Here is a 19,495-nt window from a genome sequence, read left to right on the forward strand (position 1 = left end):
TATAACGTCAGGCTTTTGTATTCGGTTGACAATTTCATGAAAAAAAAATCAATTTTTTTTATACTAGGCTGAATCTTTTGTCTGAGTCATCTTTATGGTATCGCTAAGCCGTTATTTTATCTGGTTTTTCTTGTATTGCTTTGTGATGACCTGTATTTGTGGCGTATTGGCTGCATTATTACCTGCGGGTGTAGGCGGGATTTTAACTGCGGTGCCTTATTTGGTTGCCATGATTTTAGTGCTGTATAAGTTTTTAAAACAACAACGCCGTGCGCCGAATGACAAGGAACGCAAGACATTTACTTTAGGATTTAGCCTGATTTTTTGGGGCTATAACTTGGCGTTTTTATTATTAGGTTTGGCGATATTTTCTCGCCAAAACCCAAGCATTTGGCAAGATTTTTTACAGTATTTGCAACAGCCACAATTTATGAGTGTGGTGGTGATCATGTTCTTGTTGATCGCAATTCCATTGTATCTGCTGACCTATTGGTTTTATGGTAAACAGGCACAGCGTATGGCAGTTAAAATGTTTGGCTGATAAAAGAAGTTGTTAATATCTGATTTTCTTCAAATATACATGATCAGTTATGTGATGATGATTTGCTCAGACTTGAACATTCAGTCTAAATCTCGTATAGCTAAAACTATATTTTTCATCATGCTGAGATTGGAAGATGCATAAACCTTTGGTACTGGTAACAGGGGCAAGTGGTTTTATTGGTTTACAATTGTTGCCATTTTTATTGCAACAGGATTATCGGGTGGTGGGGCTAACCCGACAGCCCAATCGAGTATCCAAACATCCACAATTACGCTGGATTCAGCAGTTAGATGAACTCGACACCGACCAAATTGATTATGTGATTAATTTGGCGGGAGAAAGTATTGGACAGGGCAGATGGACAGCAGAACGCAAACAAAAATTGCTCGATAGTCGAGTTCAGACCACACTGTACTTATATCAATATCTTGAAAAGCGCCGTATTTTCCCCAAGTGTATTATTTCAGGCTCGGCTGTGGGGTATTACGGAATTGACCCGCAGGAACAATGGTCTACATTGTGTACCGAGCACAGTACAGCACAAGATATTTTTATGTCGCAACTGTGTCAGCAATGGGAACAAGCTGCTTTAAGCTTTAGCCAGCAAAATACTAAAATTATGCGTTTGGGTGTGGTGTTTGGACGCGGTGGCGGCATTTTACCGCAAATGTTATTACCAATTCGTTTAAATGCCGTCGGGCGGATTGGGCATGGACGGCAGCCTGTTGCATGGGTGCATATACAAGATGTTTTACAGGCCATTCACTGGTTAATGATGCAACCTGTAGACGCCAAAATTTTGAATGTGGTTGCACCTGAAAAAACCAGTCAGCAAGACTTTGCCGAAACCGCAGCTCGGCTTTTAAAACGTCGTCCATTTTTGGTGTTACCTGCTTTTGTCTTGCGTTGGTTATTGGGCGAGCAATCGCAATTGGTGCTGAATGGGCAATATGTTAAACCACAAGCGTTAGAACAAGCAGGCTATTGCTTTCAATATCCAAAACTTGAACAGGCGCTAGCGGCTTGTCTGGGTGCATCATCCTCTACTTAAACAGAGGATGCTGCTGAGTGTTATGCACAGATTGAGGTGGGCTGTAACTGCTTTGGATCATAAGCGGCAGGATCAACAATCGTTTCTTGCCCAAGCATGAGCTGTCTTAATAACTGCGCTGAAGCAGTGCCCATACATAAGCCATTACGGAAGTGTCCGAAATTCATCCATACATTATTTAGGCTTGGCACTTTGCCGATATACGGCACACCTGTAGGCGAGCCTGGACGTAAACCAGCCCATTGTTTCACAATGGGGAACTGTGCCAATTCAGGCACCATTTCAAAACAAGCCGTTAAAATATCTTGTTGGGTTTGCGGGTTTGGTGTGGTGTCAAAACCAACGTGACGCATACTGGAACCGCATAGCACATGCCCATCTTGACGTGGAATCAAGTACATCACCTTGTTCATGCACATGCTTGGCAACCATTGTGCAGGGGTTTTAAATAACACAATTTGCCCTTGTACAGGCTGTACAGGAATCTCTAAACCCAGTTGTGCCGCCCAGTGCTGTGACCATGCACCTGTCGCAAGCACGATATGATCTGCACGATGCAAGCGACCATCGGCAGATTGAATGGCTTGAATACGATCTTCAGTGATCTGAAATTGCTGAATTGGGCAGTGTTCAAAAAATCGCACGCGCGGATGTTGTTTCAAATATTGCGTGAGCGATTGTAATAAACGCGGATTGCGCACATTGGCAAGTTGTGAGAAATACAGGGCTTGTTTAAATTTGGGGTGGATATGCGGGTTAATTTGTTCGAGCTGTTCCCGATTCAGACATTCAGCTTGCTGCATCGGTTCATGATGACGTTCGGCATAATTTATACCAATCTCAAAATCATCTTCATCAAAAATCAACATGCCTGTTTCATGGATTTCAAAATCAATGCCTGTAATAGGTTTGAGTTTTTCATTCCATGCTTGGTACTGCGGTTTGGCAAATTGGGCTAAGTCATTGACCGCTTGAGGATAACGCCACGGATACATGGGAGAAAGAATTCCACCACCTGCCCATGATGCCGCTTGTGCTGCTTGTTGTTGATCAAAAATACTGATAGAGCAGCCCTGCTCTACCAGTTCGAGTGCAGACAACAAACCGCTGATGCCTGCACCAATGATTGCGATGTGCATGAAAGTCGCCTGTTTATGCCATATCTTTAAGTTTGAGTGCTGCTTCTTCGGCAAAATATGTCCAAATACCATCTGCACCTGCACGGCGGCAACTCATTAGCGATTCAATAATCACACTGTCCGACAACCAGCCATTTTGAATCGCGGCAGCAAGCATGGCGTATTCACCACTCACTTGATAGACAAAGGTTGGCACACCAAAGTTATCTTTCACTTCACGTACGATGTCTAAATAAGGCATACCTGGTTTTACAATCACCATGTCTGCACCTTCTTGAATATCCAGTGCAATTTCATGCAAGGCTTCGGCGCGGTTGCCAATATCCATTTGATAATTGTATTTGTTGCCGCCTTTGAGGTTGCTGGCAGAACCGACTGCATCACGGAATGGGCCGTAAAAGCTAGAGGCGTATTTGGCTGAATAAGCCATGATAGAGGTATAGATGTGCCCGTTGCTTTCCAACGCCTGACGAATCGCACCAATACGGCCATCCATCATGTCACTTGGCGCAACCACATCTGCACCCGCTTCGGCATGGCTTAAAGCCTGTTTAATTAGACATTCAACGGTTTCATCATTCAGTACATAGCCTGTGTCATCAATAATGCCATCTTGACCATGAGTAGTGTACGGGTCGAGTGCGCCATCGGTAATAAGTACCATCTCTGGCAATTCTTTTTTCAGCAGGCGTAGTGTGTTTTGCACCAAGCCATCTTCACGCCATGCTGCTTCTGCGGTCAGGCTTTTGTCTTCTTGTGGTGTGACTGGAAATAATGCCAGTTTAGACACGCCCAACTGCATTAAACGCTCGGCTTTTTTGAGTAATAAGTCTGCCGATAAACGCTGAATATTCGGCATGCTTGGAATATCTTGGGTTTGATTTTGTCCCGGTAAAACAAATACAGGATAAATCAAGTGATCTGTGGTTAAGTGAGTTTCGCGAACCATGGCGCGTAATTGATCATTTTTACGGATACGACGCATACGAGTGGCAGGAAATGCAGGGCGATTGAACGTATAGGTCATAAAAATCTCACTGATCAGTATTAAACTAGACGACTATTGTAGCCCCTTAAATTTCATTTGGGCATACATTGGCTGTTTTTATTGTTGGTAAATTGAGTTGTTTGGACTTTTGGGCACGTTATGAGTAATGCAGAGAAAAATTGGACTGGGAATATACATTTAGGCGCGAAAGTCGATATTGATGTCGTGCTAAGACAATTGGTCAATGCATTTAATGGATCGCCATTTTTTCAACACAATGGCATGAGCATGCGTGTGGTCGATGGTCAAATTGAAGCCTATATTGAGATGCAACCGTATATGGTGGGCAACGTGGCTTTCCAAATTTTACATGGTGGTGTTGCTGCAACCATTTTGGACAGTGTGGGCGGTATTGTGGCAATGGGGGAGTTATATAAACGGACAGAACCTGACGATTTGCCCGATACCATTAAAAAAGTCACTCGTTTGGCTACCGTAGATATGCGAGTGGATTATTTAGCACCGGGACGCGGCAAGTATTTTATTGCCCGTGCGGAAACTTTGCGTTTAGGGCGTAAAGGCTGCACCATGCGTATGACGATGGTCAATGATGAAGATAAACCAATTGCAACGGCAATTGCGTCTTATGCCTATTAAAATCTAAGGTAGGGCGCGAACAATTGTGTTTTGCATAATTGGATGACTGTTTATTTTTGATTAGTTTATTGTTTTAAACATATAAGGAGTTGAGTGATCATCTCCTTTTTTTGTGTGCATGAAGAGTTTTTTGAATTGTGACAGTTTGTAGCGACTTAAGTTTTCTTTAAGTTTAGATTTCTATCTTGAGCATTGAGTTATTTTCTATCCAATGTGATGCACATGATCAAATTTAATTTTGATGCTCAATCATCCAGTCAAACGCATTTTCTGGATGCGAATTTTCATCAGCAAAAAAATAAAAAACAATTCAACGGGTATGCATCTGTAGCGCAGCCGTATAAACCACAAACGAACCCAAAACAGTTGAACCTAGAACAGCCACATTTAGATGTATTACACAGCTATGCCTCGGTGATTCAAGCACACACAACAGCACAACATTTAAATGTGACAACTGTGACCCAAGATGCTAGCAAACAACGCTTGGCATTAGAGCATTTTATTCGAGATAAATACCAAAAAGTCCATCAGGCATCCATAAATACTTTTTCAGATACCTTGTTTGCAGGCTATGTAAACCACGACATGCAAGTGGTGATTGGCATGCAACCATTGGGCGCAAACCAAGCCTTTTTGGAACAGTATTTAGGTGCACCCATTGAAACCATTTTAACCCAATTGAGCCAAGTGCCTGTAACGCGCGCGCAGATTGTTGAAATTGGCAACTTGGCAGCGCAAGACATGAGCAAAGCCAAATTGATGGTGGCTTTTTTGGTCTTTCACTTATCGCAGAACAATGTGTCGTGGGCAGTTTGCACAGGAACAGCAGCAGTGCGCTATGTGTTACAGCAAATGGGTTTGCATTTTCAGGTACTAGAAAAAGCCAACCCCGAAGCCTTGGGCGATGCACAGCATCAATGGGGCAGTTATTACCAACAGAAGCCTTATGTACTGGCGATTGACGTTGCAGCAGCGTTGGCGGTCACGCAACAGCAATATTGTTTTTATGCCTAAGGTCATGCAGAAAGGCGGAAATTGAAAGATGAATGAGTTATTTGAAAACCTGAATCACTATGCTCAAACAGACCCTGAGCGTGAAGCAATTGTGACGGCACAAACCACACTGAGTTATGCCACATTACAGCAACGGGTTGAGTTGCTCAGTGCAGAATTGGCAACTTATCAAGTACAGCGTTTGGCGTTGTGGGGTGTGAACCAGGCCGATTGGATTGTGGTCGATTTAGCCGCACGTAAAGCTGCAATGACAGTCATTCCTGTGCCTTTATTTTTTACTGCTGCACAAGTGCAACATTTACTGCAAGACAGCCAAGCGGAGTTGCTGTGTATTTTGACGGATACTGCACAAAGCGATACTCCGTCCAATGTTAACTCGGCTATTGGAAATACTGCTATTCCAGAAGCTTTGTTGGAGATGATTGATGCAGTTCAGGCACAGGTTTTGCCACCATCAGATTTATATCAAGGGCAGTTGTTTCGTCTAAGCGTTGAAACAGCACAACCGCATTTATCCCCAAATTCTGCTGAGCAGCCTACAAAAATTACTTATACCTCGGGCAGTACAGGTACACCCAAAAGTGTGTGTTTGGCAGAAGCCACCATCAATTCAATTACACACTCTTTAAGTCAGGCATTACAAAGTAGCCAGCTTGGGCGGCATTTGTGTCTAATTCCATTTGCAACATTGCTTGAAAATATCGCAGGCGTGTATGTGCCTTTTCACATGGGACGTGCAGTGGTGGTGGGTGAAGTCAGCCAGTTCGGTTTGCTGACCAACCATGAGTTTGATGTTTCACGCTTTGTCGATGCCGTGCAGCAATATTGCATTGAAAGCGTGATTTTATTGCCGCAAATGCTCAAAGCGATTGTGGAATATATCCATCAACACGGCGATTTGGGCTTGCGCACTTTGAAGTTTATTGCCGTGGGTGGCGGCAAGGTGTCTGCAGATTTACTCAAGCAGTGTCAGCAATTCAATTTACCTGTTTATGAAGGTTATGGTCTGTCTGAATGTGCATCGGTCGTGAGTTTAAACCTGCCTGAAGCTCGCAGAATTGGCAGTGTTGGCCGCGTATTGCCGCATGTTCAAGTCGAAATTGCTGCCAATCAAGAAGTGGTGGTCAAGGGCAATGCCATGTTGGGATATATGCATGAACTTGGGCGTGAGCAGGATGCGGTATCAGCCGATATTCACACAGGCGATGCAGGTTATTTTGATGAAGATGGCTATTTATATATCACGGGGCGTATCAAGCAAATTATTGTCAGCAGTTTTGGGCGCAATATTTCACCAGAATGGGTTGAATCGAACAGTTTGAGTGAGCCTGAAATTCAACAGATTGCCGTGTTTGGTGAAGCGCAGCCGTCATTATCTGCAGTGATTTATGCCGAGGAACATCGTTCAGATGCGCAATTGGCAGCCGCGATTTATCGTGCCAATACCCGTATGCCTGATTATGCCCAAATTAAACACTGGTGCCGTGCTGAACAACCTTTTTCTTTAAATAATCAGATGTTAACCGATAACGGAAAATTGCGTAGAGCAGTCATTCAGCAACAGTATCAGACAGCTTTGGCACATCCTACAACGTATTTAATGGCTGATCTTGGAGATGTTTCACAGATAGACATCAACCTGTCAGTCATCAATAGAGATAGAGAGAAATCACATGAATATTGCACAACAGCAATTCAAACATTCCCCACAACAAATTAAAGATCGTTTGGTGGAGCACGGTTGGGTTTTACTTAGAAATGAACATTATGATGTGAATGCGTTTAGTGGGCTGATGAGCAATATTTGCCAAAAGCTGACCTATGACCCTGCACGTGAAAATGTGACCCGACAATCGCAAAAAGTAGATGCAGGTACGCAGGCAATGGGACTGCATATAGAAAATGGTTCAACCCCAATGCCGCCTGATATTATTGCTTTTTTTAGTGAAAAAAGTGCTTCGCGTGGTTCGCAGACTACTTTATGTGATGGACATGAGGTATGGCAAAAACTGCCTGACACACTGAAGCAGAAATTTGCTGAACCGATGACCATCAGCCGTTACTTACCCAAAGCGATGTGGCAAAAGTATGTGGCGACAGCACTCAATATTGCCGATGCCGTACAGGTCGGGCAGCAGGAACTCGCTCATTTTATTGAGATGATTCCTATACAACGGATTCGCCCTGCGCATGATGAAGGCGTACAGTACGATTTAAGCATGCCGATGATTCGCCATGACAATTTAAAAGCTGTGCCTGCCTTTGCCAACACCTTGTTGGGGCCTTCTTATAATTACGAAAAGCCGCGTTTTTACTTTGCCGATGGCAGCGAAATCCAAGCGGAATTATTGGAAGAGTTGGCAGAGCGATGCGAGCGTGAAACCTCAGAAATTGACTGGCAAGATGGTGATGTGGTGCTCATTGATAACAAGCGCTTTATGCATGGCAGACGTGAAATATTGGTGCCATTAGAAGATCGTAAACTCTATATTTGTATGGGCTTGGGACTGAATCCTGCATTTTTATAATTGAGTTGTATCGAATATCTTAAAATTGAGAGTATCTTTTATGTCAAATTTAACTGCGGTGATTTTCGGGGCAACAGGCGGGATTGGTCATGCGATTGCGCATCATTTTGCTAAAAAAGGCTTAAACTTAATTTTGGTTGGGCGTAAGCAAGACACCTTGCAACAACTAGAGCAAAGTCTGGCGCAGCAGTATCCTCAGTTGCAATTACACAGTCTGCGTTGTGATTTAATTGATGCCAGCAGTCGTCATGATTTTATTCAGGCACTTGCCGCATTAAAACAGCCGATTCATTACTATATTAACAATGCAGGCATGAATGATTTTCGTCTGTTTGCGCAGCAATCACAGGATACCATTGAGCAAATGATGTTGGTCAATGTGGCTTATCCGCTGCAACTGATTCAGGATGTGATTCCATATATGTCGGACAGTCAGCCGAGTCAGATCATCAATATTGGCTCGACTTTTGGCAGCATCGGCTATCCTGGCTATGTGAGTTATTGCGCCAGTAAGTTTGCCTTGCGTGGTGCAACTGAAGCGTTGGCGCGAGAGTATTGTCAGACTGCCATTCGTTTTAGATATTTCTCCCCACGCGCGACCAATACCAGTATGAATAATCCCGATGTGATAGAAATGAATATCAAAATGGGTACAAAAGTGGATGCACCTGAATTTGTGGCACAAGAGCTGTATCAATTTTTACAAACAGACCGTCAATCCTATCAGGTCGGGTATCCTGAAAAAGTCTTTGTCAAACTGAATCAGTTGATGCCTAGCCGAGTCGCGGCTGCCATTCAAAAAGATTTAGACACCATTTATGAATATGCAGATCAAAGCAAAGCGTCCTTTATTCAGCAAACTTCCGCCTCATAAATGATATTTTTTTCGATATCGCCATAAGGTGGTTCGGCTAATGCCCAAGGCTTGTGCCACCAATTGAGTTTGCCCCTGATATTTTTCCAGTAAATCCTGCAGTGTGTCTTTATCTACTTTATTGTTGGTTTTGATGGGCAGCTCAATAGGTTGTGGCGTTGGGGTAGCTGTGGCGAGTTTCAAACTAGCATGCACAATTTCATCGGGTAAATCGTGTTGATCAATTTCCGTTTTACCTGCTGACATGGTCAATGCATACAGCAAGGTATTTTTTAATTCACGTACGTTGCCTGGCCAGTCGTAATTGATTAATACCTTCAGTACTTGCTCGGTCAAATGTGGCGTGACCTGAAACTGGGCTTGTTGTTGCAAAATAAATGCTGCAATTTTAGGGATATCTTGTTTACGTTCACGTAGTGGTGGCACAAAAATTGGAATCACCCGTAAACGATAAAGTAAATCTTGGCGAAATCTGCCTAAACGCGCTTCTTCACGTAAAGCGCGATGGGTTGCGGTAATAATTCTGACATTCGATTTAATCGCTTTTTCACCGCCCAAAGGGGTGAATTCGCCCGTTTCTAATACTCGCAATAATTTGGCTTGCAGTTCCAGTGGAATTTCTGCAATTTCATCTAAAAATAAAGTACCACCTGCAGCACGTTCAAACACACCTTTATGCTCACGAATTGCCCCTGTAAATGCACCTTTCACATGCCCAAACAATTCACTTTCTAAAATATTGGCATTTAAAGCCGCGCAGTTAATCGCAATAAAGACTTGTGTATGCCGTTGGCTGCGTGCATGTACTGCTTGCGCCACCAACTCTTTACCACTACCAGATTCACCACGCACCAAAACAGGAAACTCAGTAATCGCTACCCGTTCAATAATGGAATACATATGCTGCATTTGTGGCGAATCACTATGGAAAAACTCCGCCAAACTATTTTGTGCTTGGGCAGATGGGGTGAGTGTTTGTGATGACACTGTTGCAACGCTAGGCTGCAGAAAGAATAAACATCCTGTGAAATCGGCTGTATGGACACGAATATTTAAGCTGTGGTAGTGCCATGCCTTAGCACTATTCGGGAGTTGCAGCAGACCTGTCTGTGGTTGTGATGCTGATTGTGATTGTAGTTTTAATTTCAATAATTGGTTTTTTAATGTTTTACCCGTAGCTGCAGAAACAGAAGCATCTTGTGCATATTCATAAATCCATGTTTGAGCAATGTCGTCATAAACATAGAGCAAACTGTCTGGACAAAGTTGTTGTAAATGAAACAAAAAGCTTTCAAGACTGGCTTGTTGTTCAAAGTCATGTATCGAATTCATGATGTTTCATCTTTTGTTTCATTATTGATTCAATTGAAACACAAAATGCAACAGATGTGAAACATGGAGGATGATCTAAATTAAACAATATCTCTTAATATATTGTATTTTATTAATATATTTAAAAGAGATTAAGTTGGCACTATATTTGCAAAATTAAGAATAACAAAATATAAAACTCAGTATCTATCTCATGATCTTTCATCAATTTTTTGAAGCTGACAGCTCGACCTATACTTACTTATTGGCATCTGAACAAACCCGTGAAGCGGTGCTGATTGACCCTGTAATTTCAGAGGTTGAGCAATATGCTGCTTTTCTAGAACAGCATGATTTGCAATTGGTGTATAGCTTAGATACGCACGTACACGCTGACCATATTACTGCTGCCAACGAACTCAGAACACGTTTTGGTTGTAAAACTGTATTACATCGTAATTCAGGTGTGGTGTGTGGCGATATTTTCATTACCGATGGCAGCGCCATTCGTGTGGGTGAATTATTGATTGAAGCACGTTATACCCCGGGTCATACCAACGCCTGTACCAGCTATGTGGTCAATGGCATGGTATTCACTGGCGATGCGTTGTTAATTGATGGTTGTGGTCGTACTGACTTTCAGGAAGGCAACCCAGCGACTTTATATGACAGCATTCATCTACAAATTTTTAGCTTACCTGATGACACTTTGGTGTACCCAGGGCATGACTACAAAGGGCGTGTGTCTTCTACCGTTGGGCAGGAAAAACGCAATAACTCGCGTTTAGGACAAGGGCGCACCAAAGCGGAATTTATTACCCTCATGCAGAATTTAAACCTGCCTTATCCAAAACATATTGATGTGGCTTTGCCTGCCAACAAAGTTTGTGGCAAGTGATGTTTGCACAGCACAACATAGTGATGGAATAGGGGGAAATACGCATGTGGATGTTAATCCTAGAAGGCTTGGCGATTGGTACTTTGCTGGGTTTAACTGGGGCAGGGGGCGGTATTCTTGCCGTTCCTGCACTTATGGCAAGTCAGGGCTGGACTGTGGCGCAGGCTGCACCTGTCGGTTTATTGGCAGTCACTTTGGCGGCTTTGGTTGGCACAGTTGAAGGCTTGTTCAAACGTATTGTGCGTTATCGTGCTGCATTGTGGATTGCCCTAATCAGTATTCCATCTGCGCGTTATGGGGTGCATTTGGCAGGTATTGTGCCGCCCATGTGGTTAACACTGGCGTTCAGTCTGGTCATGTTTATTGTGGCGTATCGTATTTTCTTTAATAAAGTCAACGACCAAATTAATCCACCGTGTAAGGTAAACCAAAACACAGGACGCTTAATTTGGAATGTTAAAACGGCGTCTTTGCTTGGTGGTGTTGGTGTAATTGCAGGCTTGCTGACGGGTTTGTTGGGTGTGGGCGGTGGTTTTATTATTGTGCCGTTATTGCGTAAATTTACCGATTTGGATATGCGCAGTATCGTCGCAACCTCTTTGATGATTATTTTCCTGATTGGTGGCGTGAGTATTTCAGCACACGTTTTAGATGGCTTTCAGTACCCAATGGCAGTCACCATCACCTTTGTTCTGGCGTGTATTGTCGGGATGTTACTTGGACGTACTTTGGTACATCGCATGAATAGCAATACTGTACAAAAGGTATTTGCTACAACAGTCATTGGTGTTGCGCTCTACCTCATTTATACAGCGATTATGGCTTAAGTCTAATATTTGGATACTATGTTTTTACTTTGAACTGCAGTATTGTGAATAGGTAACGTATTGTTAAGTGTAAGAAAAAGCACTAGACCTAGACCAAATTAAAGATTAGTTTAGCTGTATAAGATGACAAGGAGCCAAGAATGAAAAAACATTTATTTTGTGTGGGTGTCGAGTTCCGTAAAGCATCCGATGAAACAGGCTCTTATGCGTATTTGACCGCATATTTAGGCGCAGATGACTTACATGAAGCGATTGATCGCGTTCAGAAACAACTGGAGCAAGAAGGCAATAAAGTATTATTTGTGCGTGGTTGCTGGGTTGTCGATGCCGATTGTGATGATGGTTTCTGCCCAACCGAAGAAAGTAATGCTGCCTCTAAAGCAGACCTGCTGTTCAGTGATGAAATCTATTATGGCAAATTGCAGCAATGGTCAATCAACAATGGCTATGAATACTGAGTAAAATGTTGGCTGAGTAAGATGCCGATGGGTTCAGTTTACTGACCTGTGAATATTTAAAAAACCGCGTTTGAATGATTCAAGCGCGGTTTTTTTATTCTTCATCAACCAAATGAACAAGTACATATTTTTCAAACCAGATCGGAAACTCTCCTTTAAAATCTGGATTAATGATCAATGTATCTCCGTTAGTCACTTCACAGATATAAGAAGCCATATTCTTGGTCGCATTACTTGAGTTATCAAATAAATACGCTCGGTCAGATACTTCAATCGCATCAATCAACATGTGCATAGTGCGGAAATAGCGTTCACGGATTTTAATTTCTTCGACTGGATGACCACCATTTTTCACACGTTGTTTAACTCGGTCCACATTAATATCAGGGTCCTCAGTCGTCACAAAGTATAAATAGGTACGATAGCCTTGCGTTTTAGCATCTCGCAAAAACTCGATTTTACTCTCATGAGACATTACGGTTTCAAATGTAAATCCAACCTTAAGCGTAAGTAACTCTTTACGGATGACATCAAGAATTCGGGCTGCGAGGTAGGAATCAATCGTGTTCCCGCTTAAGTCGATTAAGCTTCCATCAATCACAGGATCTACTGAGAGGAGAGGACTTTTGCTTAGAGTACCATCTGCATTTTTTAGTGGTCGACTTGCTTGAGTAAGATAATCAACCAATATGTTTGCATTAATGCGTATATCAAATTGACTTAGATCAAGAATGGGTGTGGCTTTAAGATCGCGCTCAAGGTTGTCAGCATTCAAAAACAATTTAGATAAACGGCTATCTAAACCATTAATCATCGTACTTTTGCCCGATCCATTTGGACCCGCAAACATTCTGATTCGAGGTGTTTTTGGCAACATAAATTATTCTGCAGTAGCCTCTATGTTACGTTTTCTAATTTTAAAGGTTCTGCGACCATTAAACTGGCGGGCTAGATCAGGGTTCCGACCAGATAACTGTTTGATTAAAACTGGTTTGCCATTCGGGGTTTTGCTGACTAAGGCATCATTTTCCACATAAAGTACTCGATCACTGTGAGCTACTGCAATGAAGCGTTCACGCAAAACGTCAGCTGCAGCTGTAGCGATTTCACTTTCATTGGTTCGGTTTCTAGTTGACATATCTAAAACCTCTAGGTGATTAAGTTTCATGGTTAGCGCGTCAATTCTTGGATTAAGAATAAATTGCTCTATTTAATCAATATATGCGTATTTTGATTAAATTCCAAGAACAGTATGAAGCTAGTAAGTATTATATTTTTGCATTTCTGATGCTATCAGAATACCACATCAACCGTTTTTTAGCATTGTGTCGCATGTAACTTGAAATGCAGATATTTTATTGCTTTTGATATTGAGCTAAAACATCAGTTTCCAGCGCTGAAAACTTTAGAGCCTACTTAAAAGGACGTCCTTCGCCTTGTTCTTCATAAGTCACACCATCTCGAATGTGGTACAAGCGTTTAAAGGTAGGGATGATTTTATCGTCATGTGTGACTACAATAATTGCAGTTTGAAATTTTTCTGCCATTTCGTGTAATAAGCGAATCACGGTCATCGCGCGTACACTATCCAATGGTGCAGTGGGTTCATCGGCTAAAATCACAGGCGGTTGATTAATCAAACCACGTGCAATGGCGACACGCTGTTGTTCACCACCAGACAATTGCCCAGGCATGGCATGTACCCGATGCTGCACATCGAGCGCCGTTAAAATTTCCAATGCGCGGGCGCGGGCAATGTCATTGGCTACGCCTGCTAACATCGGCAGCAGCGCTACATTATCCAAAACATTTAAAAAAGGAATTAAGTACGGGGTTTGGAACATAAAACCAATTTTATCGCGGCGTAAGGCACTTAAGTCTTTGACTAACCAACGTTGATCAAAAATCACCTCATCGCCCAAAGTCATGCGTCCTTCGGTAGGATCAATCACGGCACCTAAACATTTGAGCAAGGTGCTTTTACCCGAACCTGAGGGGCCAATCAGCCCAACCACTTCACCGGGTGCAACCTGCATTTTGACATCTTTTAAGGCATAAAAGGCATTGTCACCTTGTCCAAAACGCTTTTTTAAACCTTCAATTAAAATGCCGTGTGTCATGTTATCCCCCAATTGCTTCGGCAGGGTCAATGCGCAGTGCCATCCGAATTGCAACCAAACTGGCTAACATGCAAATCAGCATCACCGCAATAAATCCAAAAATAGAATCTTGCGGAACCAATAAGACATATTTCGGGAAATATGGTGCGGCAAAGGTTGAACTGATTTTACCAACAGCAAACCCAATTAATCCAAGCGCGAGTGCTTGTTGCAAGATCATCCAAGCGATTGTGCGATTGCGTGTGCCAATTAATTTTAAGACCGCAATTTCACGAATTTTGTCCATAGTCAGGGTATAAATAATAAATGCCACAATCGCGGCGCTGACCAAGGCCAAAATCACCAAAAACATGGCAATTTGTTTGGCGGATGTGGCAATCATTTTGCTGATTAAAATGTGTTCCATCTGCGGGCGGGTATAGACTGTTAGTTGTTGCCAACGCTGAATATGTGCTGCTGTTTCTTCAGCTGAAGCACCTGCATTTAAACGGACTAAAATAGCATTCACATAACGGTTGCTACTTTGTGCATTGAGTACGCTTTCAAGCAAGTCAGGATAAGCAGGGCGGTTATAAATTGGGTTTACTGCAATTCGTCTACGGTCTTGTAAAATGGCAGCATTGTCCTTTTGGAATTGCGCCTGTTGTGCATCTTTCAGCGGAATAAAAATCATCGGGTCACCACCCGAAGACACCATGCGTCGGGTTAAACCCACCACGGTAAAGGTGTTACGACGGATTTTAATACGATCACCCAACTTTAATCCCGTACTCATGTCGGCTACGGCTTCATAGTGCCCGCGGGTCAATTGACGTCCTGCCAATAAATGTGGCGGCCACCCCAAGTTATTCCACGCATGTTCACCTGTTTGAATCCCGACCACCATCGAGCGAATATCTTTATCTTGATGATGCACTTGCATGGTTAAATAAGTAATATTTGAAGCATGCGCCACCCCGGGCATATTCATCACGCTGCGATATAAATCATCACGCACACTTGAAGGTTCTGCATAAGGGCCAAGTGTATCTTGCTGCACTACCCATAGGTCAGCACCACTGTTATTCAGCAGGGCTTTGGCATCATCTACCATGCCGCGATACACGCCAGCCATAATTAAGGTCACACCAATCAGCAAGCCGAGTCCAAAGCCAGTAAATACAAATTTACCCCATGAATGGAAAATATCACGACCTGCCAGACTAATCATTTAGCTGCTCCTGCAAGTTGCTTGACAACCCGTAAACGGTTTTTGGCATGTAGGGGTTTTTCACTATACAGCACCACTTGATCATTTTCGGATAAGCCTGCGAGCACTTGCACATCGCCCGCTAAATTTGAACGTCCTAATTGAACTTCAACAAATTGCGGCTTTTCGGCCACAACTTTCCACACGCCTACTTGGTTATTGATACGGTGAACTGCCGCATTGGGAATGGTTAAGCTGCGTGCCAATGGTGCGAGGCTGATGGTGACTTCTGCTAACTCACCCAAAGGCGGAAGAGGCGTTGGAGGTTGATTAAAAACCACTTTAGCTAAAATTTCTTCGGTAATGGCATCGGCACGAGGTTCTACCCATAACACATGACCTGCCAAAGCATTATTTTGCCGTGAACGTAAATGAATTTGAGCTGGTAAGTCAGCAGCTAAACCAATCGCACTGGATTGATCGAAACGGGCATTCATCCAAATGGAGTTAGGATCGACAATTTCTAGTACGGTTTGACCTGCTACCACCGTTGAACCCGGTTCTGCATAACGTGCAGTGACGACACCTGCAGCTGTGGCCACTAAATTTAAATTATCACGCTGTGCTTGTAAGGTATTCAGGTCTGCACGTGCTTTATTGAGTTCTTGTTGCATCGCGCTGAGTGCCGCCGTTGCCAAATCGAGCTCTTGTTGTTTAATGGCTAAAGATTCTTGGCTGGTGGCATTGATTTTAGCTAGTTGTTGATAACGATTGACTTGTTGCTGCGCAAAATTTTGACGGATTTGAGTGTCTTGTTGCTGAGCGGTAATTTTTTGGATTATCGCACGTTGAGCCAATAAACGATCTTCTAGATCGACAGGATCCATTTCGCCTAACAGTTGTTCTGCTTGTACGTTATCGCCAATATCTACTTTTAAGTTTTTTAAGCGACCTGCTGCAGTTGGGCCAATTTTATAATTATAACGCGCTTCAACGGTTGCTACGCCAAACAGGCTAGGTTGAATGGATTGATATTTGACTTGCGTGAGGGTGACGTTGACAGGGGCAAATGGGCCTGTGCGTAAGACTACGTAAATTAACAATAAAACCAAAGCTACAATGACCACAATCACGGAAATCGTTCGCTTGCCTAAGGGAAATACCTGCATGTGTACTCCGCATAATTTTTTATCAATTAAGGATAATATAATCTATTTTGTTGTTGTGCGGGTGAGTTATTCGGTTTGGGGAGTGAAAGCGAAAAATGTTTGGAGATGAATAAACCGTCCAATAAAAAGGCTCAAATCCTAAAAGTGGATTTGAACCTGTATTGTGCAAAAGTGAGCAATCCTGATCATTTTTCGTGAAGTTTTACCTCAATTTGATAGTCGTCTTGGGTCACTTTAATTTTATGGTCTTTATATTTGCGTTTGCTTGGCGAGAGTGCAGAGCTAGTCACTGCCTTATGGAACTCACTATCTGACATGAAAAAATAATAAGCCTTATAGCCTAATAATATTTTCTCAATTTTATTGCCTTTAGTCTGAGCATCACTGATCAATGAATTTAGATACTTTAAGCTGATGTTTGCTGACATTCCTGAACCTTAAAATATAAAGTTGAAATTTCTAAGAATTTATAAGCAACAAACATTACAAATTTATGACAAGGGTTGTTTGAGAGATGTACTTCGCTTCAGGTCATTATAGATCTAAAAGTTGTGGGTCAAATTGACGCAATTTTGACCCAATTTATTCAAATTTGGGTCAATTTGTTCTGGATAGCATTGGACGCAAAACCCATAGAAAAAGCCTTAAACACTGATGTTTAAGGATTTTTTAGTCATATTTAGTTATGTAACTTCATATGAATTTAAGAATTTGGTGGAGATGGCGGGAGTTGAACCCGCGTCCGCCAACACTACACTCGAGAATACTACATGCTTAGATATCGTCTATTGTTTTAACACTCTAAGACCCGACGAACAGGGTTTAAAGTGCGATCCTCTAAGTTTGGTATAAAGTCCCGAGGCTCAACTCTATACGGACTTGTGTGCGTGCGCTTCAGTCGGGTTCACTGACCACAAGTATTCAGTGAAGCGGACAAGCGGCCCTTAGGCAGCTAGAGCGTAAGATTCGTCGTTTGCGACTATTTTAATGCAAATTTGATTTACGAGAGAAAATGCGCTCTCGGCATGCATCTATGAGCTTCATCATCAGCGTCGAAGCCAATAACATCCCCATATCACAGCGCAATCATAGCATAGCTGGCAAAAATTACGATGTATTTTCTGCACAATTACACATTTCGATGCGCTTAGTTACATAATTGCGCTAATATTTTATTTTTCAAGTCAAACACAATAAAAAATATGAGTTATTTACTAGCACTCGATCAAGGCACAACCTCTAGTCGCGCTATCATCTTCAATGAACACGGACAAGTTCAGGCAACGGCACAACGAGAAACCCATATTCAGACCCCACATTCAGGTTGGGTGGAGCAAGATGCTCAAGAAATCTGGTCAAATCAAATTGCTGTGGTGCAACAGGCTCTGGCGACTGCAGGTATTTTGGCTAAAGACATTCGCGCAATTGGTGTGACCAATCAACGTGAAACCACAGTGGTGTGGGATAAACGCACAGGCAAACCATTAGCGCCTGCAATAATTTGGCAAGATCGTCGTGCGGCTGATTGGTGTCATCACTTGATTCAAAATAATCAGATGCAATTGATTCAGGAAAAAACAGGTCTGCGTATAGATCCGTATTTTAGTGCAGGCAAACTGGTGTGGCTGCTTGAGCATGTCGATGGATTAAAAGCATTGGCACAGCTGGGGCATGTGGCTTTTGGCACCATCGACAGTTGGTTAATCTGGAATTTGACCCAAGGCGCAGAGCATGTCATTGAAGCGAGTAATGCTTCAAGAACGATGTTGATGAATTTACATCACCAAACTTGGGATGAAGAATTGCTGGAATTATTTCAAATTCCCGCATCAGTTTTACCTAAAATTATTGCATCCGACAGCTATATTGCAGATACCGCAACGGGTTTATTGGGGGCGAATATCCCAATTACAGGTATTTTAGGCGATCAGCAGGCGGCGTTGTTTGGGCAATCGTGCTTTGAAGTTGGTACAGCAAAAAATACCTACGGCACAGGCTGTTTTATGTTGTTTAATACAGGCAATCAGGTGCAATTTAGCCAAAATAAGTTACTCACTACTTTGGCGTGGCAATGTCAAAATCAAACCCATTTTGCCCTTGAAGGCAGTGTTTTTATGGCAGGTGCTGTAGTGCAATGGCTGCGCGATGGTTTGGGTATTATCCAAAAAAGCAGCGATGTGGAACAACTTGCCAATAGTGTAACTTCTAGCGATGGTGTAGTGCTAGTTCCTGCATTTACAGGGCTTGGTGCGCCACATTGGGACAGTGAAGCGCGAGCGCTTTTATGTGGAATGTCACGTGGCACCAACAAGGCACATATTGCCCGTGCTGCCTTGGAATCCATTGCATTTCAGGTGTCGGATGTACTCACTGCGATGCAATCCGATTTAGATCATCCACTGAAAGAGCTTCGAGTCGATGGTGGTGCTAGTCAAAATGATATGTTGATGCAATTCCAAGCCGATATTTTAAATGTGCCTGTGTTACGTCCTAAAATGTTGGAATCAACCGCTTGGGGAGCAGCAGCTATGGCAGGTTTAAAGGCGGGTGTATTTTCTGACTTATCTGAAATTTCAGCATCTTGGCAGTTAGATCGGGTATTTGAACCCCAAATGAATGAAGCAGAGCGTGCAGAACATTTAGCGCGTTGGCAACAAGCCTTAAAACGTGCTAAGTCAGACTTATAATCAGCGCTATTTCTAAAATAACGCTAAGTTGAAATAAA

At 42.7% G+C, this 19,495-nt stretch carries 20 protein-coding genes and 1 other RNA gene; 11 read left to right on the forward strand and 10 right to left on the reverse strand.

The window, feature by feature from the left end; genetic code table 11:
- Positions 1 to 94 precede the first annotated feature (94 nt).
- Together FTU70_RS06690 and FTU70_RS06695 are read left to right on the forward strand one after the other, a co-directional pair.
- Positions 95 to 541 (forward strand): ABZJ_00895 family protein, encoded by a 447-nt coding sequence (locus FTU70_RS06690; RefSeq protein WP_004975337.1) that lies wholly within the window; start codon positions 95 to 97, stop codon positions 539 to 541.
- Positions 542 to 677: 136 nt separating this feature from the next.
- The gene (locus FTU70_RS06695) at positions 678 to 1,595 is read left to right on the forward strand and encodes a TIGR01777 family oxidoreductase (RefSeq protein ID WP_179996021.1); all 918 of its coding nucleotides are present in this window, start codon (positions 678 to 680) and stop codon (positions 1,593 to 1,595) included.
- 20 nt (positions 1,596 to 1,615) lie between these two features.
- Here FTU70_RS06695 and thiO read toward each other — a convergent pair whose 3' ends face one another.
- The gene (gene thiO, locus FTU70_RS06700) at positions 1,616 to 2,734 is read right to left on the reverse strand and encodes a glycine oxidase ThiO (protein ID WP_004975341.1); all 1,119 of its coding nucleotides are present in this window, start codon (positions 2,732 to 2,734) and stop codon (positions 1,616 to 1,618) included.
- 13 nt (positions 2,735 to 2,747) lie between these two features.
- On the reverse strand, positions 2,748 to 3,761 hold the full coding sequence (gene hemB / locus FTU70_RS06705; protein ID WP_004975342.1) for a porphobilinogen synthase: 1,014 nt from the start codon (positions 3,759 to 3,761) through the stop codon (positions 2,748 to 2,750).
- Positions 3,762 to 3,881: 120 nt separating this feature from the next.
- On the opposite strand from hemB, the gene FTU70_RS06710 reads away from it, so the two are divergent.
- The 5 genes from FTU70_RS06710 to FTU70_RS06730 all read left to right on the forward strand — a co-directional run bounded on the left by FTU70_RS06710 (position 3,882) and on the right by FTU70_RS06730 (position 8,798).
- Entirely contained in the window at positions 3,882 to 4,379 is a 498-nt protein-coding gene (locus FTU70_RS06710) for a thioesterase family protein (protein ID WP_096902274.1), read from the forward strand.
- A 222-nt stretch (positions 4,380 to 4,601) separates the two neighbouring features.
- Entirely contained in the window at positions 4,602 to 5,396 is a 795-nt protein-coding gene (locus FTU70_RS06715) for a thermostable hemolysin (RefSeq protein ID WP_167846200.1), read from the forward strand.
- 28 nt (positions 5,397 to 5,424) lie between these two features.
- On the forward strand, positions 5,425 to 7,116 hold the full coding sequence (locus FTU70_RS06720) for an AMP-binding protein (protein WP_180006039.1): 1,692 nt from the start codon (positions 5,425 to 5,427) through the stop codon (positions 7,114 to 7,116).
- Positions 7,070 to 7,924 carry a TauD/TfdA family dioxygenase gene (locus FTU70_RS06725; RefSeq protein WP_180060366.1) on the forward strand — a complete coding sequence of 285 codons (855 nt, stop codon included), beginning with the start codon at positions 7,070 to 7,072 and terminating at the stop codon, positions 7,922 to 7,924. Before FTU70_RS06720 ends, FTU70_RS06725 begins: the two co-directional genes overlap by 47 nt.
- A gap of 40 nt (positions 7,925 to 7,964) precedes the next feature.
- The gene (locus FTU70_RS06730; protein WP_180060367.1) at positions 7,965 to 8,798 is read left to right on the forward strand and encodes an SDR family oxidoreductase; all 834 of its coding nucleotides are present in this window, start codon (positions 7,965 to 7,967) and stop codon (positions 8,796 to 8,798) included.
- On the opposite strand, the gene FTU70_RS06735 is transcribed toward FTU70_RS06730, so the two are convergent.
- Positions 8,793 to 10,130: a sigma-54-dependent Fis family transcriptional regulator gene (locus FTU70_RS06735; RefSeq protein WP_180060368.1), complete on the reverse strand. Its 1,338-nt coding sequence runs from the start codon at positions 10,128 to 10,130 to the stop codon at positions 8,793 to 8,795. The two genes, FTU70_RS06730 and FTU70_RS06735, sit on opposite strands and share 6 nt — an antisense overlap.
- 193 nt (positions 10,131 to 10,323) lie before the next feature.
- On the opposite strand from FTU70_RS06735, the gene FTU70_RS06740 reads away from it, so the two are divergent.
- The 3 genes from FTU70_RS06740 to FTU70_RS06750 all read left to right on the forward strand — a co-directional run bounded on the left by FTU70_RS06740 (position 10,324) and on the right by FTU70_RS06750 (position 12,292).
- A complete protein-coding gene (locus tag FTU70_RS06740; protein WP_136144181.1) occupies positions 10,324 to 11,007 on the forward strand; it encodes an MBL fold metallo-hydrolase in 684 nt (227 codons plus the stop codon).
- 44 nt (positions 11,008 to 11,051) lie between these two features.
- A complete protein-coding gene (locus FTU70_RS06745; protein WP_180060369.1) occupies positions 11,052 to 11,834 on the forward strand; it encodes a sulfite exporter TauE/SafE family protein in 783 nt (260 codons plus the stop codon).
- 140 nt (positions 11,835 to 11,974) lie between these two features.
- Positions 11,975 to 12,292 (forward strand): hypothetical protein, encoded by a 318-nt coding sequence (locus tag FTU70_RS06750; RefSeq protein ID WP_104852389.1) that lies wholly within the window; start codon positions 11,975 to 11,977, stop codon positions 12,290 to 12,292.
- Positions 12,293 to 12,386: 94 nt separating this feature from the next.
- Here the strand turns inward: FTU70_RS06750 and FTU70_RS06755 are convergent, their stop codons facing one another.
- The 7 genes from FTU70_RS06755 to ssrA form a co-directional block, all read right to left on the reverse strand.
- The gene (locus FTU70_RS06755) at positions 12,387 to 13,169 is read right to left on the reverse strand and encodes a hypothetical protein (protein ID WP_225543583.1); all 783 of its coding nucleotides are present in this window, start codon (positions 13,167 to 13,169) and stop codon (positions 12,387 to 12,389) included.
- Positions 13,170 to 13,172: 3 nt separating this feature from the next.
- Positions 13,173 to 13,430, reverse strand: coding sequence for a hypothetical protein (locus tag FTU70_RS06760; RefSeq protein ID WP_004975373.1), 258 nt, complete (start codon positions 13,428 to 13,430; stop codon positions 13,173 to 13,175).
- 274 nt (positions 13,431 to 13,704) lie between these two features.
- The gene (locus tag FTU70_RS06765) at positions 13,705 to 14,412 is read right to left on the reverse strand and encodes an ABC transporter ATP-binding protein (protein ID WP_096902281.1); all 708 of its coding nucleotides are present in this window, start codon (positions 14,410 to 14,412) and stop codon (positions 13,705 to 13,707) included.
- Position 14,413: 1 nt separating this feature from the next.
- Complete coding sequence (locus tag FTU70_RS06770; RefSeq protein WP_136144179.1) at positions 14,414 to 15,622, reverse strand: ABC transporter permease; 1,209 nt, start codon at positions 15,620 to 15,622, stop codon at positions 14,414 to 14,416.
- Positions 15,619 to 16,770, reverse strand: a complete 1,152-nt coding sequence (locus FTU70_RS06775) for an efflux RND transporter periplasmic adaptor subunit (protein ID WP_004975381.1) — start codon at positions 16,768 to 16,770, stop codon at positions 15,619 to 15,621. The genes FTU70_RS06770 and FTU70_RS06775 overlap by 4 nt, the downstream gene beginning before the upstream one ends.
- Positions 16,771 to 16,955: 185 nt before the next feature.
- On the reverse strand, positions 16,956 to 17,198 hold the full coding sequence (locus FTU70_RS06780; protein ID WP_180060370.1) for a hypothetical protein: 243 nt from the start codon (positions 17,196 to 17,198) through the stop codon (positions 16,956 to 16,958).
- A 284-nt stretch (positions 17,199 to 17,482) separates the two neighbouring features.
- Positions 17,483 to 17,842, reverse strand: a transfer-messenger RNA (tmRNA) gene (gene ssrA / locus FTU70_RS06785).
- 130 nt (positions 17,843 to 17,972) lie between these two features.
- Here ssrA and glpK point away from each other — a divergent pair.
- A complete protein-coding gene (gene glpK, locus FTU70_RS06790; RefSeq protein ID WP_180060371.1) occupies positions 17,973 to 19,457 on the forward strand; it encodes a glycerol kinase GlpK in 1,485 nt (494 codons plus the stop codon).
- Positions 19,458 to 19,495 lie beyond the last annotated feature (38 nt).

Source organism: Acinetobacter sp. YH12135 (assembly GCF_013418565.1).
In the GTDB taxonomy this organism is placed as follows: Bacteria; Pseudomonadota; Gammaproteobacteria; order Pseudomonadales; family Moraxellaceae; genus Acinetobacter; species Acinetobacter towneri.

What these genes read in the sequence shown, in the direction of transcription:
- FTU70_RS06690 (WP_004975337.1), top strand. Translation starts at nt 95, where the DNA reads ATGGTATCGCTAAGCCGTTATTTTATCTGGTTTTTCTTGTATTGCTTT.
- FTU70_RS06695 (WP_179996021.1), top strand. Translation starts at nt 678, where the DNA reads ATGCATAAACCTTTGGTACTGGTAACAGGGGCAAGTGGTTTTATTGGT.
- thiO (WP_004975341.1), bottom strand. Translation starts at nt 2,734, where the DNA reads ATGCACATCGCAATCATTGGTGCAGGCATCAGCGGTTTGTTGTCTGCA.
- hemB (WP_004975342.1), bottom strand. Translation starts at nt 3,761, where the DNA reads ATGACCTATACGTTCAATCGCCCTGCATTTCCTGCCACTCGTATGCGT.
- FTU70_RS06710 (WP_096902274.1), top strand. Translation starts at nt 3,882, where the DNA reads ATGAGTAATGCAGAGAAAAATTGGACTGGGAATATACATTTAGGCGCG.
- FTU70_RS06715 (WP_167846200.1), top strand. Translation starts at nt 4,602, where the DNA reads ATGATCAAATTTAATTTTGATGCTCAATCATCCAGTCAAACGCATTTT.
- FTU70_RS06720 (WP_180006039.1), top strand. Translation starts at nt 5,425, where the DNA reads ATGAATGAGTTATTTGAAAACCTGAATCACTATGCTCAAACAGACCCT.
- FTU70_RS06725 (WP_180060366.1), top strand. Translation starts at nt 7,070, where the DNA reads ATGAATATTGCACAACAGCAATTCAAACATTCCCCACAACAAATTAAA.
- FTU70_RS06730 (WP_180060367.1), top strand. Translation starts at nt 7,965, where the DNA reads ATGTCAAATTTAACTGCGGTGATTTTCGGGGCAACAGGCGGGATTGGT.
- FTU70_RS06735 (WP_180060368.1), bottom strand. Translation starts at nt 10,130, where the DNA reads ATGAATTCGATACATGACTTTGAACAACAAGCCAGTCTTGAAAGCTTT.
- FTU70_RS06740 (WP_136144181.1), top strand. Translation starts at nt 10,324, where the DNA reads ATGATCTTTCATCAATTTTTTGAAGCTGACAGCTCGACCTATACTTAC.
- FTU70_RS06745 (WP_180060369.1), top strand. Translation starts at nt 11,052, where the DNA reads ATGTGGATGTTAATCCTAGAAGGCTTGGCGATTGGTACTTTGCTGGGT.
- FTU70_RS06750 (WP_104852389.1), top strand. Translation starts at nt 11,975, where the DNA reads ATGAAAAAACATTTATTTTGTGTGGGTGTCGAGTTCCGTAAAGCATCC.
- FTU70_RS06755 (WP_225543583.1), bottom strand. Translation starts at nt 13,169, where the DNA reads ATGTTGCCAAAAACACCTCGAATCAGAATGTTTGCGGGTCCAAATGGA.
- FTU70_RS06760 (WP_004975373.1), bottom strand. Translation starts at nt 13,430, where the DNA reads ATGTCAACTAGAAACCGAACCAATGAAAGTGAAATCGCTACAGCTGCA.
- FTU70_RS06765 (WP_096902281.1), bottom strand. Translation starts at nt 14,412, where the DNA reads ATGACACACGGCATTTTAATTGAAGGTTTAAAAAAGCGTTTTGGACAA.
- FTU70_RS06770 (WP_136144179.1), bottom strand. Translation starts at nt 15,622, where the DNA reads ATGATTAGTCTGGCAGGTCGTGATATTTTCCATTCATGGGGTAAATTT.
- FTU70_RS06775 (WP_004975381.1), bottom strand. Translation starts at nt 16,770, where the DNA reads ATGCAGGTATTTCCCTTAGGCAAGCGAACGATTTCCGTGATTGTGGTC.
- FTU70_RS06780 (WP_180060370.1), bottom strand. Translation starts at nt 17,198, where the DNA reads ATGTCAGCAAACATCAGCTTAAAGTATCTAAATTCATTGATCAGTGAT.
- glpK (WP_180060371.1), top strand. Translation starts at nt 17,973, where the DNA reads ATGAGTTATTTACTAGCACTCGATCAAGGCACAACCTCTAGTCGCGCT.